The 23,396-nt window shown below is 69.6% G+C and carries 22 protein-coding genes; 12 read left to right on the top strand and 10 right to left on the bottom strand.

Annotation, left to right across the window (positions count from 1 at the left end; translation table 11 throughout):
* Window positions 1-60 precede the first annotated feature (60 nt).
* The gene (locus tag A5713_RS11530; RefSeq protein WP_102420053.1) at window positions 61-1,353 is read left to right on the top strand and encodes an aminotransferase class I/II-fold pyridoxal phosphate-dependent enzyme; all 1,293 of its coding nucleotides are present in this window, start codon (window positions 61-63) and stop codon (window positions 1,351-1,353) included.
* Window positions 1,354-1,575: 222 nt separating this feature from the next.
* The gene (locus tag A5713_RS11525; protein WP_068095584.1) at window positions 1,576-3,402 is read left to right on the top strand and encodes a DNA polymerase III subunits gamma/tau; all 1,827 of its coding nucleotides are present in this window, start codon (window positions 1,576-1,578) and stop codon (window positions 3,400-3,402) included.
* A gap of 4 nt (window positions 3,403-3,406) precedes the next feature.
* Here the strand turns inward: A5713_RS11525 and A5713_RS11520 are convergent, their stop codons facing one another.
* Together A5713_RS11520 and A5713_RS11515 are read right to left on the bottom strand one after the other, a co-directional pair.
* Complete coding sequence (locus tag A5713_RS11520; protein WP_197509186.1) at window positions 3,407-4,717, bottom strand: class I SAM-dependent methyltransferase; 1,311 nt, start codon at window positions 4,715-4,717, stop codon at window positions 3,407-3,409.
* The gene (locus tag A5713_RS11515) at window positions 4,714-6,048 is read right to left on the bottom strand and encodes an FAD-binding oxidoreductase (protein WP_369804411.1); all 1,335 of its coding nucleotides are present in this window, start codon (window positions 6,046-6,048) and stop codon (window positions 4,714-4,716) included. The genes A5713_RS11520 and A5713_RS11515 overlap by 4 nt, the downstream gene beginning before the upstream one ends.
* Window positions 6,049-6,172: 124 nt before the next feature.
* Here A5713_RS11515 and A5713_RS11510 point away from each other — a divergent pair, with 124 nt between their 5' ends.
* Window positions 6,173-6,616 (top strand): SRPBCC family protein, encoded by a 444-nt coding sequence (locus A5713_RS11510; RefSeq protein ID WP_068060588.1) that lies wholly within the window; start codon window positions 6,173-6,175, stop codon window positions 6,614-6,616.
* Here A5713_RS11510 and A5713_RS11505 read toward each other — a convergent pair whose 3' ends face one another.
* Window positions 6,617-7,378, bottom strand: a complete 762-nt coding sequence (locus tag A5713_RS11505) for an Rv3717 family N-acetylmuramoyl-L-alanine amidase (protein ID WP_067922268.1) — start codon at window positions 7,376-7,378, stop codon at window positions 6,617-6,619.
* 98 nt (window positions 7,379-7,476) lie between these two features.
* Between A5713_RS11505 and A5713_RS11500 the strand changes: the two genes are divergently transcribed.
* Both A5713_RS11500 and recR read left to right on the top strand, forming a co-directional pair.
* Window positions 7,477-7,824 (top strand): YbaB/EbfC family nucleoid-associated protein, encoded by a 348-nt coding sequence (locus A5713_RS11500; RefSeq protein WP_067922271.1) that lies wholly within the window; start codon window positions 7,477-7,479, stop codon window positions 7,822-7,824.
* 13 nt (window positions 7,825-7,837) lie between these two features.
* Window positions 7,838-8,449: a recombination mediator RecR gene (recR, locus tag A5713_RS11495; protein ID WP_068095579.1), complete on the top strand. Its 612-nt coding sequence runs from the start codon at window positions 7,838-7,840 to the stop codon at window positions 8,447-8,449.
* A 115-nt stretch (window positions 8,450-8,564) separates the two neighbouring features.
* Here recR and A5713_RS11490 read toward each other — a convergent pair whose 3' ends face one another.
* The 3 genes from A5713_RS11490 to A5713_RS11480 all read right to left on the bottom strand — a co-directional run bounded on the left by A5713_RS11490 (window position 8,565) and on the right by A5713_RS11480 (window position 11,203).
* Window positions 8,565-9,179: a C39 family peptidase gene (locus A5713_RS11490; protein ID WP_068095577.1), complete on the bottom strand. Its 615-nt coding sequence runs from the start codon at window positions 9,177-9,179 to the stop codon at window positions 8,565-8,567.
* An 82-nt stretch (window positions 9,180-9,261) separates the two neighbouring features.
* Window positions 9,262-9,981, bottom strand: coding sequence for a type 1 glutamine amidotransferase (locus A5713_RS11485; RefSeq protein ID WP_068095575.1), 720 nt, complete (start codon window positions 9,979-9,981; stop codon window positions 9,262-9,264).
* Entirely contained in the window at window positions 9,974-11,203 is a 1,230-nt protein-coding gene (locus A5713_RS11480; protein ID WP_068095573.1) for a Mur ligase family protein, read from the bottom strand. Before A5713_RS11480 ends, A5713_RS11485 begins: the two co-directional genes overlap by 8 nt.
* Window positions 11,204-11,393: 190 nt before the next feature.
* Between A5713_RS11480 and A5713_RS11475 the strand changes: the two genes are divergently transcribed.
* On the top strand, window positions 11,394-12,386 hold the full coding sequence (locus A5713_RS11475) for a DEDDh family exonuclease (protein WP_082972905.1): 993 nt from the start codon (window positions 11,394-11,396) through the stop codon (window positions 12,384-12,386).
* Between the two features lie 52 nt (window positions 12,387-12,438).
* On the opposite strand, the gene A5713_RS11470 is transcribed toward A5713_RS11475, so the two are convergent.
* Entirely contained in the window at window positions 12,439-13,380 is a 942-nt protein-coding gene (locus A5713_RS11470; RefSeq protein ID WP_068095757.1) for an NADP-dependent oxidoreductase, read from the bottom strand.
* A 135-nt stretch (window positions 13,381-13,515) separates the two neighbouring features.
* Between A5713_RS11470 and A5713_RS11465 the strand changes: the two genes are divergently transcribed.
* The gene (locus A5713_RS11465; RefSeq protein WP_068095571.1) at window positions 13,516-14,016 is read left to right on the top strand and encodes a MarR family winged helix-turn-helix transcriptional regulator; all 501 of its coding nucleotides are present in this window, start codon (window positions 13,516-13,518) and stop codon (window positions 14,014-14,016) included.
* Here A5713_RS11465 and leuA read toward each other — a convergent pair.
* Window positions 14,013-15,854: a 2-isopropylmalate synthase gene (gene leuA, locus A5713_RS11460; RefSeq protein WP_197516356.1), complete on the bottom strand. Its 1,842-nt coding sequence runs from the start codon at window positions 15,852-15,854 to the stop codon at window positions 14,013-14,015. The genes A5713_RS11465 and leuA overlap by 4 nt on opposite strands.
* Window positions 15,855-16,097: 243 nt before the next feature.
* Between leuA and A5713_RS11455 the strand changes: the two genes are divergently transcribed.
* From A5713_RS11455 to A5713_RS11445, 3 genes are read left to right on the top strand one after another with little or no spacing between them, the layout of a single operon-like run.
* Window positions 16,098-17,363, top strand: coding sequence for an aspartate kinase (locus A5713_RS11455; RefSeq protein ID WP_067922291.1), 1,266 nt, complete (start codon window positions 16,098-16,100; stop codon window positions 17,361-17,363).
* A 2-nt stretch (window positions 17,364-17,365) separates the two neighbouring features.
* Entirely contained in the window at window positions 17,366-18,412 is a 1,047-nt protein-coding gene (locus A5713_RS11450) for an aspartate-semialdehyde dehydrogenase (protein ID WP_068095567.1), read from the top strand.
* Between the two features lie 7 nt (window positions 18,413-18,419).
* Window positions 18,420-19,559, top strand: coding sequence for a DUF4185 domain-containing protein (locus A5713_RS11445; protein WP_068095565.1), 1,140 nt, complete (start codon window positions 18,420-18,422; stop codon window positions 19,557-19,559).
* A gap of 43 nt (window positions 19,560-19,602) precedes the next feature.
* Here A5713_RS11445 and A5713_RS11440 read toward each other — a convergent pair whose 3' ends face one another.
* Together A5713_RS11440 and A5713_RS11435 are read right to left on the bottom strand one after the other, a co-directional pair.
* Complete coding sequence (locus tag A5713_RS11440; protein WP_068095562.1) at window positions 19,603-20,988, bottom strand: hypothetical protein; 1,386 nt, start codon at window positions 20,986-20,988, stop codon at window positions 19,603-19,605.
* 409 nt (window positions 20,989-21,397) lie between these two features.
* On the bottom strand, window positions 21,398-22,393 hold the full coding sequence (locus A5713_RS11435) for a glycoside hydrolase family 6 protein (RefSeq protein ID WP_067922302.1): 996 nt from the start codon (window positions 22,391-22,393) through the stop codon (window positions 21,398-21,400).
* A 59-nt stretch (window positions 22,394-22,452) separates the two neighbouring features.
* On the opposite strand from A5713_RS11435, the gene A5713_RS11430 reads away from it, so the two are divergent.
* Together A5713_RS11430 and A5713_RS11425 are read left to right on the top strand one after the other, a co-directional pair.
* Window positions 22,453-22,833 (top strand): VOC family protein, encoded by a 381-nt coding sequence (locus A5713_RS11430; RefSeq protein WP_068095560.1) that lies wholly within the window; start codon window positions 22,453-22,455, stop codon window positions 22,831-22,833.
* 119 nt (window positions 22,834-22,952) lie between these two features.
* Window positions 22,953-23,324 (top strand): hypothetical protein, encoded by a 372-nt coding sequence (locus A5713_RS11425; protein WP_231980368.1) that lies wholly within the window; start codon window positions 22,953-22,955, stop codon window positions 23,322-23,324.
* Window positions 23,325-23,396: the final 72 nt, after the last annotated feature.

Here is a 23,396-nt window from a genome sequence, read left to right as displayed (position 1 = left end):
CCGCTGCGCCCGGCTCCGCCGCGCTTGCGATCGCCACTATGAGCAGCGAAAGGGCCCGTGGTGTCTTTCGATTCCCTCAGCCCCGAAGAGTTGGCGGCCCTGCACGCGCGCAACCAGCAGGACTACGCCGACCTGCAGGCCAAGAAGCTGGCCCTCGACCTGACCCGCGGCAAACCCGCGCCGGAGCAGCTCGACCTATCCAACCAGCTGCTGAGCCTGCCCGGCGAGGACTACCGCGACAGCGAGGGCACCGACACCCGCAACTACGGCGGCCTGCACGGGCTGCCCGAGCTGCGGGCCATCTTCGGCGAGCTGCTCGGCATCGGCGTGCCCAACCTGATCGCCGGCAACAACTCCAGCCTGGAGTTGATGCACGACCTGGTCGCCTTCTCGATGCTCTACGGCGGTGTCGACTCCCAGCGCCCCTGGAAGGACGAACCGAGCGTCAAGTTCCTGTGTCCCGTTCCCGGCTACGACCGGCACTTCGCGATCACCGAGACGATGGGCATCGAGATGATCCCGGTGCCGATGCTGGCCGACGGCCCCGACGTCGACCTGATCGAGGAGCTGGTCGCCGTCGACCCCGCCATCAAGGGCATGTGGTCCGTGCCGGTCTTCGGCAATCCCACCGGCATCACCTACTCGTGGGAGACGGTGCGCCGGCTGGTCCAGATGCGCACGGCGGCGCCCGACTTCCGGCTGTTCTGGGACAACGCGTACGCGGTGCACACCCTGACGCACGAGTTCATCCGCCAGATCGACGTGCTGGGGCTTGCGGCCAAGGCCGGCAACCCCAACCGGCCCTATGTGTTCGCGTCCACCTCCAAGATCACCTTCGCCGGTGCGGGCGTGAGCTTCCTCGGCGGCTCGCTGGGCAACATCGCGTGGTACCTGCAATACGCGGGGAAGAAGTCGATCGGCCCGGACAAGGTCAACCAGCTGCGGCACCTGCGCTTCTTCCGCGACGCCGACGGGGTGCGCCTGCACATGCTGCGTCACCAGCAGATCCTGGCGCCGAAATTCGAGCTGGCGCTGGACATCCTGGACAAGCGGCTGAGCGACTCCAAGATCGCGTCCTGGACCGAACCTCAGGGCGGTTACTTCATCAGCCTCGACGTGTTGCCCGGAACGGCGCGCCGGACCGTGGCCCTGGCCAAGGACGCCGGCATCGCCGTGACCGAGGCGGGAGCGTCCTTCCCGTACCGAAAAGACCCGGAGGACAAGAACATCCGGATCGCGCCCACCTTCCCGTCGCTGCCCGACCTGCGCGACGCGGTCGACGGGCTGGCCACCTGCGCGCTGCTGGCGGCGTCGGAGTCGCTGCTCGTCTCCGCCGCATCCAGCGTGAGCTGACGGCTTTCTGTGTGCGCTGAGGGCGGAGAATCTGGCGAAATCCCACCCTGGACGCACGCCCAAAGCCTTGCCCGCACACTCGAAGCCGCTGATGCACCCTCAAAAGCCGCCGCGCTTTAGTCACCACGTTTTCGGTCCGACGTTTCCCCGCAAGCGGGAGGTGCCCCACAGCGGGCCCTGCCAGCCGAGCTCTGGTCGGCCGGCGCCGGTAGCCTGCTGAGCGTGGCCCTCTACCGCAAGTACCGACCGGCAACCTTCGCCGAGGTGGTGGGGCAGGAGCACGTCACCGAGCCGCTGTCGATCGCCCTGGAAGCCGGCCGGATCAACCACGCCTACCTGTTCTCCGGTCCGCGCGGCTGCGGCAAGACGTCGTCGGCGCGCATCCTGGCCCGGTCGCTGAACTGCGCCCAGGGGCCGACGGCCACCCCGTGCGGCGTCTGCGAGTCCTGCACGGCGCTGGCTCCGAACGCCCCCGGCAGCATCGACGTGGTGGAGCTGGACGCAGCCAGCCACGGCGGCGTGGACGACACGAGGGAGCTGCGGGACCGCGCGTTCTACGCGCCGGCGCAGTCGCGCTACCGGGTGTTCATCATCGACGAGGCGCACATGGTGACCACCGCGGGGTTCAACGCGCTGCTCAAGATCGTGGAGGAGCCGCCCGAGCACCTCATCTTCATCTTCGCCACCACCGAGCCGGAGAAGGTGCTGCCGACGATCCGCTCGCGCACCCACCACTACCCGTTCCGGCTGCTGCCGCCGAAGACCATGCGGTCGCTGATCGGGCGGATCTGCGAGCAGGAGGGCGTCGCGGTCGACGACGCGGTGTTCCCCCTGGTGATCCGCGCCGGCGGCGGCTCCCCGCGCGACACGCTGTCGGTGCTCGATCAGCTGTTGGCGGGTGCCGAGGGCGCCCACGTGACGTACCCGCGGGCGCTCGGGCTGCTCGGCGCCACCGACGTCGCGCTGATCGACGATGCCGTGGACGCCCTCGCGGCGGGCGACGCCGCCGCGTTGTTCGGTGCGGTGGAGTCGGTGATCGATTCCGGCCACGACCCGCGGCGCTTCGCCACCGACCTGCTGGAGCGGTTCCGCGACCTCCTTCTCATGCAGGCGGTTCCCGACGCGGTCAGCCGCGGGGTGGTGGATGCGCCGGAGGACGTGCTCGACCGCATGCGTGACCAGGCGACCCGCCTGGGGCCGGCCACCCTGACCCGCTACGCCGAGGTCGTGCAGGCCGGACTCGGCGAGATGCGCGGCGCGACGGCCCCCCGCCTGCTGCTCGAAGTCGTCTGCGCGCGGCTGCTGCTGCCCTCGGCCAGCGACACCGAGTCGGCCCTGCTGCAGCGCGTCGAGCGGATCGAGACCCGCCTCGACATGTCCATCCCCGCCTCGGAGGCGGCCGCCGCGCACCCGCCGCACCCGGCGGTGGCCACGCCGGCGCGGCCGCGCAGGGAGCCGGCCCCGCCCAAGGAGCACGTCCCGCCCAGGTCCGCTCCGCCCGTTCCCAGGCCGGAGGCGGTCCCCGAACCGGTCCCGGCGCCCCCGGCGCCCGAACCGGCCGCCGCGCCGATCGCCGAACCGGCCGCCGCCGCGGGCGAACTCAACGCGGCCGCCGTGCGAACCATGTGGCCCACGGTGCGCGACAAGGTGCGCCAGCGCAGCCGCACCACCGAGGTCATGCTGGCGGGTGCCACCGTCCGCGCCCTCGAGGAGAACACGCTGGTGTTGACGCATTCGTCGGCGCCGCTGGCCAAGCGGCTGTGCGAACAGCGCAACGCCGACGTCATCGCCGAAGCGCTCAAGGACGCGCTGGGCGTCAACTGGCGGGTGCGCTGCGAGGTCGGCGCCGCCGCCCCGGTCGAGTCGGCGCCCCCGCCCACGCGGGTCGAGGAGCCGGCGCCCGACGTGGCCCGGCGCGACGACGAAGAGGAACACATGCTCGCCGAGGCCGGACGTACGGAGGCGTCGGGGCCGCGGCGCGATCCGGAGGAGGTCGCGCTGGAGCTGTTACAGAACGAGCTGGGCGCGCGCCGGATCGACGGGGGCTAGTGGGCTAGGGCGTCCACCACGGCCGCAGCGGCAGCTGGTCGTCGCCCCGGCAATCGACGTTGGCCGCCAGCACGTGGTGCAGTTGCAGGTTGTTCTGCTCGAACGCCACCCGCGAGGCCGCCATGTAGAGACCCCAGACCTTGGCGGTGGCCAGCCCGACCTCCTCGACCGCTTCGTCCCAGTGCTCGACCAGGTTGCGGCACCAGTCCCGCAGCGTCATCGCGTAGTGATGTCGGAAGTTCTCCTCGTGCAGCACCTCGAACCCGACGTCCTGCACCTCGGTGATGATGCGCCCGGAACCGGTGAGCTCCCCGTCGGGGAAGACATACCGGTCGGTGAAGCCACCCGCGAACGAGGTCGACTTGTTGTCGTGGCGGGTGATGCAGTGGTTGAGCAACAGGCCGCCGGTGCGCAGCCTGGACTTCAGGAACCCGAAGTAGGCCGGGTAGTTCTTGACGCCGATGTGTTCTGTCAACCCGATCGAGGACACGGCGTCGAAGCCGCGCTCGCCGATGTCGCGGTAGTCCGAATGGCGGACCTCGGCAAGGTCGGTGAGCCCTTCGTCTTCGATCGCTCGCTGCGCCCACTTCGCCTGCTCACCCGAGAGGGTGGCACCGATCACCCGGACCCCGCGTCGCGCGGCGAAGCGCACCATGCCGCCCCAGCCACAGCCGACGTCGAGCAGCCGGTCGCCCGGTTGCAGCCGCAGCTTTTCGAAGACCAGCCGGTACTTGTTCTCCTGGGCCTCTTCCAGCGTCGCGTCGGCGTCGGGATAGACCGCGCACGTATAGGTCATCGACGGGCCGAGCACCCATTCGTAGAAGGTGTTGGACACGTCGTAGTGGTGATGGATCGCCTCGGCGTCGCGGGTCTTGGTGTGCATGAGCCCGTCGGCGATCCGGCGCCACCGCGGCGGGGTCTCCTGCGGCGGCGGGGGGATCGGCACCAGCCGCTCCAGACCCATCGAACGCACCACGTTGGCGAGCACCCGCGCGGGCGGCCGCTTGAACTGGACGCGGTCGGTCAACGTCTTGAGCAGTTGGTACGGGTCTCCGGGGTGGACGCCGTACAGGTCCAGGTCGCCCGCCACGTACGCGCGGGCGAGGCCGAGTTCGCCGGGAGCGGTCGCCAGGTAGGTGGCGCCCCGCGGGGTCCGAAGGTCAAGGCCCAGTTCGGCATCCTTGTTGCCCGCGATGCTGCCGTCGTAGGCGGTGAACTTCAACGGATGCCGCCCGGTCGCGGCGAAGACCGCCAGGATCTCCGCCATGCTCATTTTTCCGGTGGTGGCGCGGTGGGGTTCTTGGGTGGTCGTCATCGCCGCTGTACCGCCTTTGCATAGAGGTCGAGGAGACGGGAATCGGGATCATAGGTCTTCTTGACGGTGTTGTAGGCCTCGCCGCCGTACAACTCGTCGAACTCCTCGCGGGTGTAGTAGGAGTCGGAATACAGCGACTTGTGCCCGTCGAGTCCGCTCACCTTCGCTTCGATCGTCCGATTGGTTTCACCTTCCGTGGCGCCCGCCGGCACCGAGGACCAAAACCCGACGTTGACGTACGTGTGGTCCGGCCGCATCGGATACAGCGGCCAGCCCTCGTCGTCGCGCAACCGCAGCGGGCACAGCCAGATCGGGGTGATGGGCACGTTGTCCAGGAACCACTCCAGGAACTCGCAGGTCCGTTCGACCGGCACCTCGACGTCTTGCACCACCCGCTCCCGCGGCGGCCGGCCGTTGCGCTTCTCGATCCGGTCCGCGACACCGAAGCGCTGGTCCATGGCGACGAGCTTCGAGTAGACGCTGCTGCGCCGGTAGCGCCGCGGCCACCACCGCCGTATCCGGGGGTTCTGCACGCCGAACGCGCGCGAGCACCAGAACCAGTCGGTGTCCCAGCGCCAGAAGTAGTCGTGCGTCGTCAGCCGGTCGTCCTTGGTGGCTTCCACACCAGGGGAATCGTGCCGGATCGACTGGTAGTAGATGTCCTTCCCGGTGTAGTCGCTGACCGGGCCCGGGGTGGTGGTTCGCCGGCCGATGCACAGGTAACTCTCGTCGGCGCCGAACACCACCCCGTCGAGATAGTCCACCGGGGTGCCGACCTGCCCGCCGGTGTCGATGATGCGTTCCATCGCCGCGATCAGCGCCGGCAGCGAGCGGAACCGGATGTGCCGCAACGCCACGAACGGCGCGACGGGCTCCAGCTCGATGCGCAGCCGGGTCGAATAACCAAGCGTGCCATAGGAATTGGGGAAGGCGCGGAACAGGTCGGGATGCTGGGTGCGCGACGCGGTGAGTAATTCGCCGGCGCCGGTGAGGATGTCCATCTCCAGCACCGATTCGTGCGGCAGGCCGTTGCGGAACGACGCCGACTCGATCCCCAGGCCGCTGGCCGCACCGCCGAGGGTGATGGTCTTCAGTTGCGGGACGACCAGCGGCGACAGGCCGTACGGCAACGTCGCCGCGACCAGATCTTCGTAGGTGCACATGCCGGCCACGTCGGCGGTGCGGGATTCGGGATCGACGCTCAGCACGCCGGTCAGCCCCGACGTGTCGAGGCCAGGGGAGTCGCGTTTAGCGCGGGCGCGGAACAGGTTTGAGGTCGGCTTGGCGAGCCGGACGGCGGACGTTGCGGGGATGGATCGATAACTCGCCATCAACCGGTCAACGCCCGACTTGTGCGCCGAGAGTGCAGATCCTGAGGCAGGCACCACATATACCCTAGTCTTCGACCACAGCCCGTGCACCCGCGCGCGGGCGGCATAGCTTCAGGAGTTTGTCTTGGGACAGGTGAGTGCTGCCAGCACGATTTTGGTCAATACCGAGCCGGCCGCCACCCTGGCGGCCGTCGCGGACTATCAGACGGTGCGCCCGAAGATTCTGTCCCCTCAGTACAGCGACTACCAGGTGTTGCAGGGTGGCCAGGGCGCGGGCACGGTGGCCAAATGGAAGCTGCAGGCGACCAAATCCCGAGTCCGCGACGTGCAGGTCGACGTCGACGTCGCCGGCCACTCCGTCATCGAGAAGGACGCCAACTCGTCGATGATCATCAACTGGACGGTGGCCCCCGCCGGACCCGGGTCCAGCGTCACCGTGAAGACCACCTGGACCGGTGCGGGCGGCATCAAGGGGTTCTTCGAGAAGACCTTTGCGCCGTTGGGGCTGAAGAGGATTCAGGGCGAGGTGCTGGCCAACCTGAAGAACGAATTGGAAGGCTCGGCCTAACTAGCGCGCCTGGCCCTGCGAGGCCAGGAAGCCGGCGACGCCGCGGACCATCGCGTCGGCGTACTTCTGCCTGCCCTCGGCCGACTCCATCAGCGCCGAATCCGCGGGGTTCTTCATGTTGCCGCACTCGACCAGGATGGACGGGTACTGCGCCAGGTTCAGGCCGGTCAGGTCCGAGCGCCCGTACAGCCCACCCTGGCCGATGTAGTTGGCCGGTGGGATGCCGGAGGCCTGCATCTGGTCGCGCATGATCCGCGCGTACTGCACCGACGGCCCGGCCTGCACCTGGTTGAGCGGCGGGGCCGAGTAGTTGACGTGGAATCCGCGGCCCGACGCCGGCCCCCCGTCGGCGTGGATGCTCAGGACCGCGTTGGGGTGCAGCGCGTTGGCCATGTTGGCGCGCTCGTCGACGCACGGCCCCAGCCCGGTGTCGTTCCCGCGCGCCATCGCGGTCCGGACGCCCAGGGCGTTCAACTCCTGGCGGACCCGCAGCGCGGTGTCCCAGGTGAAGGTGTGCTCCGGATAGCCGCTGTTGGTCGACGTCCCGCTCGCCTGGCAGTCCTTGGTGCCGCCGCGGCCGGTGGGCACCTGACGGCTGATGGACGCGTCGTTGGCGCCGTTGTGGCCGGGATCGATGAAGACCACCATCCCGGCGATGTTGGAGGGGACACCCCACGCGGCCGGGGTGATCGCGGTCGAAGCGGCGACCAGCACACCGATGACCAACCTGACGCCGACACGCCTGCTCACTCGTAGGTCCACGGCGCAAAGGTAGCCTCGCGCGGTCTACGCTGGGTGTTTCGAATCGCCGGACACCCGCAGGCGAAACCAACTCGAGACCAAGATGCGAGGGGACTGTCATGCAACCCGGAGGCGACATGTCGGCGCTGCTGGCCCAGGCGCAGCAGATGCAGCAGAAGTTGATGGAAGCCCAGCAACAGCTCGCCAACGCCGAGATCCACGGGCAGGCCGGCGGGGGCCTGGTCAACGTGACGGTCAAAGGCAGCGGCGAGGTGGTCGCGGTGCGGATCGATCCCCAGGTCGTCGACCCCGGGGACGTCGAGACGCTGCAGGACCTGATCGTCGGCGCCATGGCCGACGCCTCCACGCAGGTCACCCGCATGGCGCAGGAACGGCTGGGCGCGCTGGCCGGCGGCTTGGGCGGCCCGCCCCCGGGCCAGCCTCCGGCCCCGGCGCCGGAGCTCTAGACACTCCGCCGACATGTTTGAAGGACCCGTCCAGGATTTGATCGACGAGCTCGGCAAGCTGCCGGGCATCGGGCCCAAGAGCGCGCAACGCATCGCGTTCCACCTGTTGTCCGTCGAACCCCCGGACATCGACCGGCTGACCGCCGCGCTGGGGAAGGTCCGCGACGGCGTGCGGTTCTGCGCGGTGTGCGGCAACATCTCCGACAACGAGCGCTGCCGGATCTGCTCAGACCCCCGCCGCGACGGCTCCCTGGTGTGCGTCGTCGAGGAGCCGAAGGATGTCCAGGCCGTCGAGCGCACCCGCGAGTTCCGCGGCCGCTACCACGTGCTGGGCGGTGCGCTGGATCCGCTCTCCGGGGTGGGGCCCGAGCAGCTGCGGATCCGCGAGTTGCTGAGCCGGATCGGGGAGCGGGTCGACGACGTGGACATCGCCGAGGTGATCATCGCCACCGACCCCAACACCGAGGGCGAGGCGACCGCCACCTACCTGGTGCGGATGCTGCGCGATATCCCCGGGCTGACCGTGACGCGGATCGCCTCCGGCCTGCCGATGGGCGGCGACCTGGAGTTCGCCGACGAACTGACGCTGGGCCGCGCCCTCGCCGGCCGCCGGGCGATGGTCTGACGCACAGCCCGTCAGGAAGCTCTCGGTAGGGATAGGTGACCGTCAAATTTGATAGCGCATGCGCTATCAAATCCGGCGTTGACCACATGCCTGGAGCGCGGTCGCACACGGACCGTCACGCGGTCACGACAGCGAAGTTGTCGCTGGTGGCCCACGCCTGCTCGAAGGTCGTCAGCGCTACCTGCTCGTCCCGGCCGGCCTTGATGCCGCTGTCGTTGAGGTGCACCACCCGAGCCGTGGTGTCGATGCCGGTGACGACGACGAAGTGGTTCTCCCGGGTGCGGTTGCCGGGTTCGTCCCAGATGATCTTGTCGTTGAGTCCGACGATCACCCGCTGGCCCCGGTCCAGGTCCTGAGCCAGGGCATCGGTGTCGGTGTGCACCCCGGTGGCCGGTATGCCGTAGTGCGCCAGCAGCACCGCCAGGTCGCTGTTGCTGGTCCTGCCGCCGGGGCGGTAGATCGGCCCGGAATGGCTCACGCTGGGGATGTTGCCGGCGGCGGCCGTGATCTCGTCCTCGGTGGGTTGGTGGTCGCTGAGCTGGCCGATCACGTCGGCCACCGCCATTTCCCCGCAGTCCAAATCCTGTTGCTGGTAGCGCCAGTAGGGCGCGGCGGCGGCCGGGTCGCCGTGCATCCCGTCGCGGGCGGCGTGGGCGGGGCCGGCGAGCGCGACGGCCACCGCGGCGGCCGCGCCGAGCGCCATGGCGATCTTGGTGCTGGTGTCTGCCATGGGCCAAGGCTGAGCGACGGCCCTCAAAGGATCCTTGGGGTCGGGGGACCGTCGTGGAGCAACGGGAACGAGTGGCCGGCCGTCAGCGGGCGGCCAGTCGCTCCCGGCGCAGCAGGTCGACCTCCGGGAGCTGCAGCGGCGCGAGATCGCCCACCACCTTGCCGAGCAACAGGTCGGCCAGCTCCGGGTTGCGGGCCAGGCATGGGCCGTGCATGTAGGTCGCGACCACGCTTCCCTGCACCGCGCCGTCGAAGCCGTCGCCCGCCCGGTTGCCGGCGCCCTTGGTCACCGCGCCTAGCGGCGACGCGGCGGGGCCGAGCACGGTGCCGCCCCGGTGGTTCTCGAAACCGGTGAGCCGGTGGGTCAGGCCGGGCAGCAGCGGCTTGGTGATCAGTTCGCCGATGGTGCGGGCCTCCTGCGGCGACGTGGTCGCGTCGAGCAGGCCGACGCCGTCGACCCGTTCGCCCGCCGACGTCTCATACCACTGGCCCAGCACCTGGACCGCGGCGCAGATCGCCAGCACGGGCGCGCCGCGTTCCGCGGCCCGCTGCAGCCCCGGATGCTTGATCAGGTGCCTGGTGGCCAGCCGCTGCGCGTAGTCCTCGGCGCCGCCCAGGGTGTAGAGGTCCAGCGAGTCCGGCACCGGGTCGGCCAGCGTGATCTCGACGATGTCGGCGGCGATGCCCCGCAACCGCAGCCGCTGGCGCAGCACCAGCGCGTTGCCGCCGTCACCGTAGGTGCCCATCACGTCGGGCAGCACCAGGCCGATGCGCACCTTGGAAAAAGACGATGTGTCAGCCATGACGCCCCAACGCTCGTTGCAGCTGCAGGAACGCGGTGTAGTTGGCGACGACCTCGACCCGCCCGGGCGGGCAGGACGCGATGGCGGCCAGGGTGTCGTGCACCAGGGTGTGGTCGACGCCCGCATACCCCAGGCGCACCGCGAGGTCGGTGCCGCGTTCCCCGGCGGCGACGACCGCGGTCTTCTCGAAGTGCTCGAACCGCACGTCCCACAGCCAGGACAGGTCCTCCCCGTCGGGCACCTGGCCGTTGACCGAGATGACCACCCCGGCCGCGTGCTTGTCCACCATCGACAGCGCCTCCTGCCATCCGGCGGGGTTCTTGGCCAGCAGGATGCGCGCTTCGTGGTCGCCGATGCGGACGGTCCGGTAGCGCCCGGCGACCTCGTCGACCCGGCTGACGGCCGCGACGGCCCGGGCCGGGTCGGCGCCCAGCGCGACGGCCGCGGCGACGGCCTGGGCGGCGTTGCCGCGGTTCACCGCGCCGGGCAGCGCCAACCGCATCGGCAGGGCCAGCCCGTCGGGCCCGTACAGCGTCTCGTCGTCGAACCACCACTGCGGGCTGGGCCGCTTGAAGTCCGCGCCGGTGGAATACCAGTGGCCCTTCTCGCGGACGATCACCTCGCCGCTGCGCGGGCAGCTGACCGAGTCGTTGGCCCACGAGCCGCCCGCGGCCACCCACACCACGTTCGGGCTGTCGTAGGCCGCCGACGTCATGAGCACGTCGTCACAGTTGGCGACGACGACCGCCTTCGGGTGCCGCGCCAGCCCCGCCCGCAGCGTGCGCTCGATGACGTTGATCTCGCCGACGCGGTCCAGCTGGTCGCGCGACAGGTTCAGCAGCACGACGACCGCGGGGTCGACGGCATCTGACACGTGCGGCACGTGCATCTCATCGACCTCGAGGGCCGCCAGCGCCGCCTCGCGATTGGCGGCCAGCGCCGCGACCAGGCCGGCGTCCATGTTGGCGCCCTCGGCGTTGGTGGCCACCGGGCCCATTGTGCCGAGCGCGGCCGCGGTCATCCGGGTGGTGGTGGACTTGCCGTTGGTGCCGGTGACGACGACGGTGCGCCGTCCGGCAGCGAGCTGGCGCAGCACCGATCGGTCCAGGGTCATGGCGATCAGTCCGCCGATCATTGCCCCGGCTCCGCGTCCGGTCACCCGCGACGCCCAGCGCGCGCTCGCTCCCGCGGCGAGGGCCAGGCGTGCGCGGGTGGTGATCACCCGCGCAGTTTAAGGGCGATCGCAAGCGCGGCGCAGAGCGCCGGGCGCTGCGGGTCACCCTCATCGAATAAGGGCGATCGCAAGCGCGGCGCAGAGCGCCGGGCGCTGCGGGTCGCCCTCATCGAATTCATCGACCGACACGGCCGCGAAGCGACCCGGCGATGTCGGTCGGACGTGCCATTCTCAAGTCATGAACGGCATGTCCTGGGGTCGGCCGGCCGCCGAGCCGGTCGGGGGGTGGGCCGTCATCGACGTCGAGACGTCGGGCTTCCGGCCGGGTCAGGCGCGGGTGATCAGCCTGGCGGTGCTGGGCCTCGATTCCGACGGCCGCGTCGAGCAGTCGGTCGTCAGCCTGCTCAACCCCGGCGTGGACCCGGGCCCCACCCACGTGCACGGTCTGACCGTCGCCATGCTGGAAGACCAACCGCAGTTCGCCGACGTCGTCGACGACGTGGTCAAGGTGCTGGACGGCCGCACGCTGGTGGCCCACAACGTCGCGTTCGACTACGCGTTCCTGGCCGCGGAGGCCGAGCTCGCTGAGGCCGAACTCCCCGTCGACTCGGTGATGTGCACGGTCGAGCTGGCCCGGCGGCTGGACCTGGGCACCGACAACCTGCGGCTGGAGACCCTCGCCGCGCACTGGGGTGTCACCCAGGAACGGCCGCACGACGCCTTCGACGACGCACTGGTGCTCACCGGGGTGCTGGCGTCGGCGCTCGAGCGGGCGCGTGAGCGCGACATCTGGCTGCCGGTGCATCCGGTGACCCGGCGCCGGTGGCCGAACGGCCGCGTCACCCATGACGAGCTGCGCCCGCTGAAGGTGCTGGCCTCGCGGATGCCCTGCCCGTATCTCAACCCCGGCCACTACGTCTGTGGCAGGCCGCTGGTGCAGGGCATGCGGGTGGCCCTGGCGGCCGAGGTCGGGCGGACCCACGAGGAGCTCGTCGAGCGGATCCTGCACGCCGGGCTGGCCTACAGCGACGCCGTCGACGGGGAGACGTCGCTGGTGATCTGCAACGACCCGGCCCCCGACCAGGGCAAGGGCTACCTGGCCCGCCAGCTGGGCATCCCGGTGATCTCCGACACCCAGTTCATGGACTCCATCCGCGCGGTCGTCGGCGGCACCAGCATGGAGGAATTCACCGACACCACCGCGGTGGATCAGCAGCTCGCGCTGTTCTGACCGACAGCGTCTTCCCGCCGGACGTCGCCCGGCGGGAAGACATTGCGGACCGTTAATCGGCGGGGATCAGGATCGTCTTGCCGGGCAGCCGGCCGGCGTCGGCGGCGTCGTGCACCGCGGCCGCCTCGCTCAGCGGGCGGCGATCGGCGACGTCGATGCGCAGCTGCCCGGAGTCGATGCGGCCCACCAGGCCGGTCAGCTGCTCGGCATCGCTGCGGACGAACACCCGTTGCGTGCGCACCCCGCGCGCGGCGTCCTGAGTTCCCGGCGTCATCGTGCCCACGTGGAAACCGCCGTCGGCGACCACGCCGACGAGGGCTTCGGTTTCCTCGGGTGAGGTGCTCAGCAGGTTGAACACGACGTCGAAAGGCTGTCCCGCAACGGCGAGCGGCGTCGTCGCGTAGTCGATGTGGTCGATGAGCCGGTCGGCGCCGTAGTCGCGCAGGCGGTCCGCGCTGCGCGCCGAGGCGGTCGCGGTGACGATGGCGCCGGCCTGCTTGGCCAGCTGAACGGCGTACCCGCCGACCGCCCCGCCCGCGCCGTTGATCAGGATCGTCTGGCCCGCCGCCAACCCGGCGATCTCGAACAGGGCCTGCCACGCGGTCAATCCCGCCTCCGGCAGCGCGGCCGCGTCGGCCAGTGCCACCGACCGCGGTGCGGCGGCCAGCGCCCCGACCGGCGCGAGCACGTATTCGGCGGCGGCGCCGTCGGCATCCAGCGGGAGCAACGCCACCACGGCGTCGCCGACGCTCCAGCCCGTCACGCCGTCGCCGAGTTCGGCGACCGTGCCCGCGACGTCGATGCCGGGTGTGTGGGGAAAAGTGATCGCGTACACCTCGGCCAGGTAGCCCCCGCGGATGCCCGCGTCGACCGGGTTGAACGAGGTCGCGGCCACCTTCACCAGGACCTGTCCCGGGCCCGGCGTCGGGCGCTCGACGTCCGTGTACACAAGCACCTCGCTGCCGCCGTACCGGTGATAGTGCACTGTCTTCATGATGTCCTCCATCCGTTTTTGCTTCGATGTCGAAGCGGTTACGCGAGGAGTAACCTGCTTCGATATCGAAGCAATCCCGAAACGGGGCGTGACCGTCGTCGCATTGCTTCGATTTCGAAGCAGTAGGATCGGGGCATGGCCGAAGCGCTCAAGCCCGAGCAGATGCGCACGTACTTCGCGCTCACCGAGGCGGTCAGCCTGCTGCAGTACGCCGTGCAACAGCAGCTACAGGCCGAGGGCGATCTCAGCTACGTGCAGTTCGAGATCCTGGCCCAACTCGCCGACGCCGACGGCCAGCTGACTATGACCGACCTGGCCGACGGCGTGGTCTACAGCCGCAGCGGCCTCACCCATCAGGCCGGGCTGTTGGAAAGGGCCGGGCTCATCACCCGCGCGGCCAGCCCCCACGACCAGCGGGCCACCGTCGTCAGCATCACCGAGGCGGGCCGGGCCCGGCTCGCTGCGGTCCTGCCCGGGCACATCGAGGTCGTGCGCGGCCTGCTGTTCGACCCGCTGTCCGACCGGGACGTGCGCACGCTGGGCGACATCATGAGCCGCACCCGCGACCACATGCGGGCCCGGCCGCCCCGCTCCGCCGCGCCGCGGAAGCGCCAGGCGTCGGGCGCGGAGGTCTAACGCGACGCGCGGTTGACCGCGGACACGACCGCCCGCAACGACGCGGTGGTGATCGACGGCGCGATGCCGACGCCCCACACCGTCTTGCCGTCGACGGAGGCCTCGACGTAAGCCGCCGCCTGCGCGTCGTCGCCGGCGCTCATCGCGTGCTCGGAGTAGTCCAGGACCGCGACGTCGAACCCCACGTCACCCAGCGCGTGGACGAACGCCGCCAGCGGGCCGTTGCCGGTGCCGCTGATCTCGGACTCGACCCCGTTGACCTTCACCGTCGCCACGATCGTGGTGCTGCCGCTGTCCTCTTCCGACGCCTCGACCCGCTGTTTCATCCGCTCCAGCGGCCACACCGGGGCCAGGTACTCCTCGTAGAACGCGTCCCACATCTCCTTGGGCGACACCTCGCCGCCCTCGCCCTCGGTGATCTTCTGGACCACCTGGGAGAACTCGATCTGCAGCCGCCGCGGCAGGGCCAGGCCGTGGTCGGACTTCATGATGTAGGCCACCCCGCCCTTGCCGGACTGCGAATTGACCCGGATCACCGCCTCGTAGGTGCGCCCGACGTCCTTGGGGTCGATCGGCAGATACGGGACCTGCCAGAGCATGTCCTCGACGTCGGAGTCCGCGGCGTCCGCGTCGATCTTCATCTGATCCAGGCCCTTGTTGATGGCGTCCTGGTGGCTGCCGGAGAACGCGGTGTAGACCAGGTCCCCGCCGTAGGGGTGACGCTCGTGCACCGGCAGCTGGTTGCAGTACTCCACGGTGCGGCGGATCTCGTCGATGTTGGAGAAGTCGATCTGCGGGTCCACGCCGCGGGAGAACAGGTTGAGCCCCAGCGTCACCAGGCACACGTTGCCGGTGCGCTCGCCGTTGCCGAACAGGCAACCCTCGATGCGATCGGCGCCGGCGGCGTAGCCCAATTCGGCTGCGGCGACGGCCGTTCCGCGGTCGTTGTGCGGATGCAGGCTCAGGATGACCGATTCCCGGTTGGCCAGGTTGCGGCTCATCCACTCGATCGAGTCGGCGTAGACGTTGGGGGTGGCCATCTCCACCGTGGCGGGCAGGTTGAAGATGATCGGGTTGTCCGGGGTCGGCGCGATGATCTCGCCGACGGCGTCACACACCTGCCTGGCGTATTCCAGCTCGGTTCCGGTGTAGGACTCCGGCGAATATTCGAAACGCCATTGTGTGCCAGGGTATTTGGCGGCTTCCTCGACGCACTTGCGCGCGCCCTCGGTGGCGATCGCCTGCACCGCGGCCCGGTCCGCGCGAAACACCACGCGGCGCTGCAGGATTGACGTCGAATTGTAGAAGTGCACGATCGCCCGCGGCGCGCCCTCGCACGCTGCGAAGGTGCGCTCGATGAGTTCGGGGCGGCACTGCGTCAGCACTTGGATGGTGACGTCGTCGGGGATGGCGCCGTCGGTGATGATCTCGCGGACGAAATCGAAGTCGGTCTGGCTGGCCGACGGGAAGCCGACCTCGATCTCCTTGTAGCCCATCCGCACCAGCAGGTCGAACATGCGCCGCTTGCGGGTCGGGCTCATCGGGTCGATCAGCGCCTGGTTGCCGTCGCGCAGGTCCACCGCGCACCACAGTGGCGCGCGGTCGATGACGCGGTCTGGCCAGGTGCGGTCGGGCAGCCGGATGGGTTCGACCTCTTCGGCGAAGGACCGGTACCGGTTGACCGGCATCGCCGAGCCCCGCTGGGGATTCCAGGCGGGCTGGCCCGGCCGGGGCGGTCCCGCGGGTTGGGTGATGGTTCGCGCCGAGGTGTAGGCGTCGGGGTTGGAAGTCACGGTAGTTGCTCCGGGGGTGTCAGAAGGAACCTCAGACCGGCGCATCGCGAACACCCGCGACGGGAAGCCGGTCTGGATCAGACCCCGTCGCGGCGTCCGAGGAGGAGCACCCGCTGCACGCCGAAAACTCTACCGCGCTCGGCACCCCGAGCGAAAATTGCGCGACAACTCGGCGAAAACCGCAGGTCGGGGCGGCCGGTATCGCGGCGTAAACCGCTATGTGCAGCCACGTATTCTGTTCTGGACCCAGAACGTGCCCAAGGGCGGGAAGAATGCGGGAACAATAACGTGGCGCTCGTCGTGCAAAAGTACGGCGGATCCTCGGTGGCCGACGCCGACCGGATCCGCCGCGTCGCCGAGCGCATCGTCGCGACCAAGAAGCAGGGCAACGACGTCGTCGTGGTGGTCTCCGCGATGGGCGACACCACCGACGACCTGATGGACCTCGCCCAGCAGGTGTGCCCGGCCCCGCCGCCGCGGGAACTCGACATGCTGCTGACCGCCGGGGAGCGCATCTCCAACGCGTTGGTGGCCATGGCGATCGAATCGCTGGGCGCGCAGGCGCGGTCGTTCACCGGTTCACAGGCCGGCGTCATCACCACCGGCACCCACGGCAACGCCAAGATCATCGAGGTCACGCCGGGCCGGTTGCAGGAGGCGCTCGACGAGGGGCGCATCGTGCTGGTCGCCGGATTCCAGGGCGTCAGCCAGGACACCCGCGACGTCACCACGCTGGGCCGCGGCGGCTCGGACACCACCGCCGTGGCCCTGGCCGCCGCGCTGCACGCCGACGTCTGCGAGATCTACACCGACGTGGACGGCATCTTCACCGCGGACCCGCGGATCGTGCACAACGCGCGCCGGCTGGACAGGGTGACCTTCGAGGAAATGCTCGAAATGGCGGCGTGCGGCGCCAAGGTGCTGATGCTGCGCTGCGTGGAATACGCCCGCCGCTACAACATTCCGGTGCACGTCCGCTCGTCGTACTCGGACAAGCCGGGCACCGTCGTCGTCGGATCGATCAAGGACATAGCCATGGAAGACCCCATCCTGACCGGAGTCGCGCACGACCGCAGCGAGGCGAAGGTGACCGTCGTCGGCATCCCCGACATCCCTGGCTACGCGGCCCGGGTGTTCAGGGCCGTCGCGGACGCCGACGTGAACATCGACATGGTGCTGCAGAACGTCTCCAAGGTCGAGGACGGCAAGACCGACATCACCTTCACCTGCTCGCGGGACAGCGGGCCCACCGCGGTGGCCAAGCTGGACGCGCTCAAGGACGAGATCGGCTTCACCCAGCTGCTCTACGACGACCACATCGGAAAGGTGTCGCTGATCGGCGCGGGGATGCGGAGCCACCCGGGCGTCACCGCGACGTTCTGTGAGGCCCTGGCCGCCGTCGGCGTGAACATCGAACTGATCTCCACCTCCGAGATCCGCATCTCGGTGCTGTGCCGCGACACCGAACTAGACAAGGCCGTCGTGGCGTTGCATGAGGCGTTCGGGCTCGGCGGGGACGAGAAGGCGACGGTGTATGCGGGGACCGGTAGGTAGATATGGGCGCTAATCGGGTGTCAATAGGCGTTGTAGGCGCCACGGGCCAGGTGGGCCAGGTGATGCGCAAATTGCTCGACGAGCGGGACTTCCCCGCCACGTCGGTGCGGTTCTTCGCGTCCGCGCGCTCGCAGGGGCGCAAGCTGGAGTTCCGCGGTCAGGAGATCGAGGTCGAGGACGCGGCGACGGCGGACCCGACCGGGCTGGATATCGCGTTGTTCTCCGCGGGCAAGACGATGTCGCTGGTGCAGGCGCCGCGGTTCGCCGCGGCCGGGGTGACGGTGATCGACAATTCGTCGGCCTGGCGCAAGGACCCGGACGTGCCGCTGGTGGTGTCCGAGGTCAATTTCGAGCGGGACGCGCACCGCAGGCCCAAGGGCATCATCGCGAACCCCAACTGCACCACGATGGCTGCCATGCCGGTGCTCAAGGTGCTGCACGACGAGGCCGGGCTGGTGCGCCTGGTGGTGTCGAGCTATCAGGCGGTGTCGGGCAGCGGCCTGGCCGGGGTCGCGGAGCTGGCGACGCAGGCGCGCGCGGTCATCGACGACGCCGAGCGGTTGGTGCACGACGGCTCCGCGGTCGAGTTCCCCGCTCCCACAACGTATGTCGCGCCGATCGCGTTCAACGTGGTGCCGCTGGCCGGCTCGCTGGTGGACGACGGATCCGGCGAGACCGACGAGGACCAGAAGCTGCGGCACGAGAGCCGCAAGATCCTCGGCATCCCCGAGCTGGCGGTCAGCGGGACCTGCGTGCGGGTGCCGGTGTTCACCGGCCACTCGCTGTCGATCAACGCCGAATTCGCCCGGCCGCTGTCGCCCGAGCGCGCGCGGGAACTGCTTGACGGCGCGCCCGGCGTGAAGGTGGTCGACGTGCCGACCCCGCTGGCGGCCGCCGGCGTCGACGAGTCGCTGGTCGGCCGCATCCGGCACGACCCGGGCGTGCCCGACGGGCGCGGCCTGGCCCTGTTCGTGTCGGGGGACAATCTGCGCAAGGGGGCGGCGCTGAACACCATCCAGATCGCCGAGCTGCTGGCCGCCCAGCTGTGATCCGCGGGTGAGGACCGCGCATACCCGGCTGGTCGCGCGGTGCTCGCTTGCACTGACTCTGTTTGCGCCGCAATGGTTTTCGGTTGCCCGCGCCGACCCGCCGGCACCGGCCCCCGAGCCCATCGTGGGTCCGCTGGCACCCGGTCAGGTGTTGCGGATCGGCCCCACGGCGGGCACCGGCACGCCCACCGGCGACTACGGCATCGGGGCGACCGACCTCTGTGAGTTCGTCGAGTTCCCCACCGAACTGTTGCAGGTCTGCGGCGACAGTTTCGCCGGCCAGGGCGTCGGGTTCGGCGGCTGGTACGCGCCGGTGGCGCTGCACGTGGACACCGCGTCCGTCGACGACCCGGCCGGCGTGCGCTACACCGGCGTCACCGGGATCGGCAATCCGCTGCTCGCCGACCCCACCCCGCCGGGCGCCTCGCAGCTGCCCGCCGGGGTGGTCCAGATCAACCGGCGCAACTACGTCATGGTGACGACGACGAAAAACCTTGAGCCGCAAAGCTCACGGCTGGTGACGGCCGAGCCCGCGCGGGCGGGGTGGCAGACCATCGCCGGATCGCGACGGGCCGCCTCGTATCAGGGCGGCTCGCAGACGCAGATCAGCGGCTACTACGACCCGATCCCGACCCCGGACTCGCCCACCGGGTGGGTGTACATCGTCGCGGACAGCTTCACCCGCAGGGACCCCGTCGTGCTGTACCGGGCCACCCCGCAGACGTTCACCGACCGGTCCCGCTGGCAGGGCTGGGCGGCCGGCCCGCACGGTGGCTGGGGCAAGCCGCCCACCCCGCTGTGGCCGGACGCCGTCGGCGAGCTGTGCATCCGGCAGATCGACGGCAAGGCCGTGCTGTCGTACTTCAACGCCGTCACCGGCAACATGGAGGTCCGCGTCGCCGACGATCCGACCGGGCTCGGCGACGCGCCGGTGACCACGGTGGTGCAGCACGACGAGTGGCCGGATCCCGCGGAGAGCCTGCCGCCGCCCTACGACAACCGGCTCGCGCAACCGTACGGCGGGTACATCTCGCCCGGCTCCACCCTCGACGAGCTGCGAATCTTCGTGAGCCAGTGGGACACTCGGGCCCGGGTCACGGCGCCGTACCGGGTGATCCAGTTCGCGGTGAACCCGTTCAAACCCTGACGCTGCCGGCTCGACGAACCGGCGCGCGGGTGTCGCGACCTTGTCAGAGCACCACTTCTGAAGGCGCCGCGCCCGCTTGGCCGCCGGCGGCCGGCGGCCCGGTGGGGGCGCTTCCCGACGCCTGATCGCCCGCGGCCGCGCCGTCGACGAGTGTCGCCGGGTCCTGCGTCTCCTCATCGTCCTTCTTGTCGTCGTCCTTCTTTTCCTCGTCCACTTGCGGGTCGATCGCGGTGGTGTCCGAGGCGAGTGAAGCCGGCATCGAGCCGCCGCCCTGCGCGAAGCCCTGGACGCCCTGCATCATGCCCTGCACCCCCTGCATGCCTTGTGACAGACCCTGCACACCGTCCGACAGGTTTCCCGCGAGCTGACCGATCTGCGCCGGGGTCGGGATGGGCGCCGGCGTCGTCCCGCCCGGTGTGGGCGTCGGCTCCGGCTTGGGACTCGCGTCGGGACCGTCCGGGTTGGGAGTCCCCGCGTTGGGATCATCCGGGTTGGGCTTCGGCGTTGTGTCTGGCGGCTTGATGACCATCGCCTTGGGCGGCGCATCCGGAGTAAGCACCTTCAGCGGCAAATTGGCATACTGCACGTAGTATTTCAACGCCGATTCCGACTGAGCCTGCAGCCTTTCATACCACTGAATGGCGACGGAAACGTAGTATTGGTTGTTGGATTCCACGTAGCGCCTATACCAATAGTCGCATTGCGACACTTCGTACGAGCTGGGATGCGCACCGTCCACTGCGCGCTTGTTGTACCCGGTGGTCGCGGTGGCTTTCTTGTGCACGTCGACAACCCTGTTGGCCTGCTGCGCCAGGTCACCGCACAATTTCGCCATCGAATAGATCCACTCTTTTTGCCGCTGGAAATTCTGTTCGACCTGCGCAGTCGCTTCGCCCTCCCAGGTGTTGAAGAGCCGGAACCGATTGGTTTCCTCCCGAAACGCCCGTTGAAACGTTTCCCATTCCTGTGCGAACGCCCTGAACGAGGTTCCCTGATCACCGGCCTCGATGTCGGCCGCCGCCTGCCTGACTTCGTAATAGGGGTACTCGAATGGCGCCGCCGCTGCCGCTGGCCCCGGCGGCGTCCAGGGCTCCTCCTCCGCGGCCAGCTTCGCCGGCGCAATGCCCGCGGCGGGAGCGCCGTCGGTCAGGATCTTGTTGATGTCCTCCGCGGCCCCGGTGTCGACCTCCTCATACGCCTTTGCCGCGTTCCTCAGCGATTTCGCCAAAGCCTTCCATTCCCGTTCGCACCCTTTGAGGTACGTCCGAAAGGTGTCGGCGGTGAGTGCGAGTCGTGCAGCAGTATCGTGGATGAACGAAAGGTTGCACGGCCCTGAAGGGTTGGTGGACGGGACGGTCGGCAGCGGTTGCTCGAGTTCGTCAGCGCGCGCGATGAGTTCCTGATATTCGACGTTCAGCGTCTGCGTCATATCGGCTCAATCTCCTTGTGCTGAAGCGACTCTCGCGGGTTGCGTCATGTCCAGGGGGGCGACTGTTCGTGGGCATTTCCGCGGCTGGTGGAAGCGGCACAGCAATCTGGCGGGTCGGCAACCGGTGACGCCGCGAAGTATCGATGTTCGCGGGTGGACACGACCCTCCGGCAACCAGCGGCCAAACACAGTGCAGCCACTGACCATCCCTCTCGTCGTGCCGGTCATGCGGGCGGTGCAGTGGCGCGCCGGCCGCTACCAAGTGCCATCCTAAGTCACCGACCGGGGGGTGCTGCGCGCCAATTTCAAATGCTGCCGGAGCCGCCGGCGGCGCTGCGCCCGCGCGTCTCAGTGCCACGAAGTGCTACCCGTTCAACGCGGGTTCGCGGTCAACCCGTTCCAGCCGTGATCAGTGGCCCGAGTTCTGGGCCAGGTCGATGGCGTACTGACTGACGAAGGTGCCCGCCGGCGGGTCACCGTTGTCGCATGTTCCGTCGGATTCACCGGGACGCTTGATCCACAGGTAGGCGTCGGCGTGCGCGCCCGCGGTCGCCGTGGTGGGCGGGGTGCCCAGTGCTCGGCCGCTGGGGTTGCACCAGTTGAGCCTGGAGTCGGGCGCCGGTCCGGCGCCGTTGCGCGACGTGTCGATCACGTAGTGCGAACCGTTCGTCAGCCCGGAAATCGCTTCGCCGTAACCGATTTCATCCGCAGTGGTGTAGAAGTTCGCGGTGTTGACGCTGAAACCCCGCGCGTGGCCGACGTCGACCTGGTTGAGCCTGGCCGCCATGTCTTCGGGGCTGTGCCAGCGCAGGTGGCCGGCGTCGACGTAGACGGCCGTGGCCGGGTTGCGCGTCAGGGTGTCGACGGCGTAGCGGATCAGGTCGTAGCGTTCCTGGCGCTGGTCGGCGGACAGGCAGTCGGCCATGGCGAGCGCGTCGGGTTCCAGGATGATCGCCGTTCGGGTGCCGCCGACGTCGTTGGCGATGCCGCTGATCCACCCGCGGTAGTCGTCGGCGGTCGCGAGCCCACCCGCGGCGAAGCTGCCGCAGTCGCGGTGCGGGATCCCGTAGATCGCCAGCACCGGGATCGCGCCGGCGGCCTGCGCGTCGCCGGTGTACTTCGCGATCGTGGCCGCGGAGGAGCCGGGGACGATCCAGTACGCCTGCGGCGTGTTGGCGATCGCGGTCAACTCCGGGCTCGGCGGGTCGGTGTGCTGCGCGGCGCGCATCGCCGCCGAGTTGGGGTTGACGTAGAACGGCATGCCGGCCAACGGGTTCGCATCGTCGGCCAGGCGCACCGCCGGCGCGGGGCCGGCGTGCGGCGGGCCGGCGAGAAGGCCGATGGCGGCAACTGTGAGCAGGGGGCCGATCCACCGCGCGACCGCGCCGGCAGCTGAGAACATCACGTCAGGGAAATTAGTGGGTCCGCGGCGCGGAACGCCAATCGTGGGGTCACACTGCTGCCATGGAATTCGTCAGCGCCGACCCGGTCCTGGCCGTGCACGACCTCGACAAGGCCGCCCGGTGGTTCCGCAAGGTGCTCGGGTGCACGATCACCGAGCCGGACCCCGGCAATTGGATCTTCTGCACCGCGGGACCCGTGACCTTCCGGCTCGGCCGATGCCCAGATGCCCTACCCGCGTGCGAGCTCGGCGACCACAGTTACCTGGCGTACCTGACCGTCGTCGGTGTGGACGACTACCACCGGCGCGCCCTGGCGGAGCGCGCCGAGGTCATCAAACCCCCGCGGACCGAGCCGTGGGGCAGGCGGGAGATGGGGCTGAGGTCCCCCGAAGGGCACCGCTTCATGTTGTCCGAGCCCGCTCGGGCCGGCGCGGGTGGGTAACCGCGTATCCGGGTGTGAGATCGGCGCGTTTGACCAGCTGAAGACCGGGTTTGACCTCACAGCTGCTACATAAGGAGCGCATAGCCGCAACTAGTGTTAACGGCTTCATCATTTGTCTCATGAGTGAAACACCTGAAACCCCCACTGTGCGGTCCGCCACCGCAACTGCACCGGTCGCCGCGGAAGCCGCGGCGGCATACCGCGCCCCGCGGGTCTTCCAGTTCGCCGCATGGGTCGCCATCGTCGCCGGGATCGTGTTCATCGTCGCGGTCGTCTTTTTCACCGGCTTCATCCTCGGCCACCGCGGCGGCCACCACGGTCACCACCACCACAAGCACCACGCGGCGTTCATGCACCCGCACCGCATGGGCGGTCCGGGCGGCCCGGGCGCCGGCGGACCGGCCGGCGTCCAGCAGGGCGGACCCGCGTCGGCGACCCCCGGCGCCCCCGGCCCCAGCCAGATCCCGTCGTCGGTCGCCCCGGCCAGGTAGTCCAATCCGTTCACCGAACCACCAGCAGCCCGGTGCTCTGCTGAGCACCGGGCTGCCCTTCGTCGGGTCGGC

It is taken from the genome of Mycobacterium sp. E2497, assembly GCF_001668695.1.
Classification (GTDB): domain Bacteria; phylum Actinomycetota; class Actinomycetes; order Mycobacteriales; family Mycobacteriaceae; genus Mycobacterium.
The sequence above is the reverse complement of the archived record's forward strand: the minus strand, read 5'-3'. Positions and strand labels throughout refer to the sequence as shown.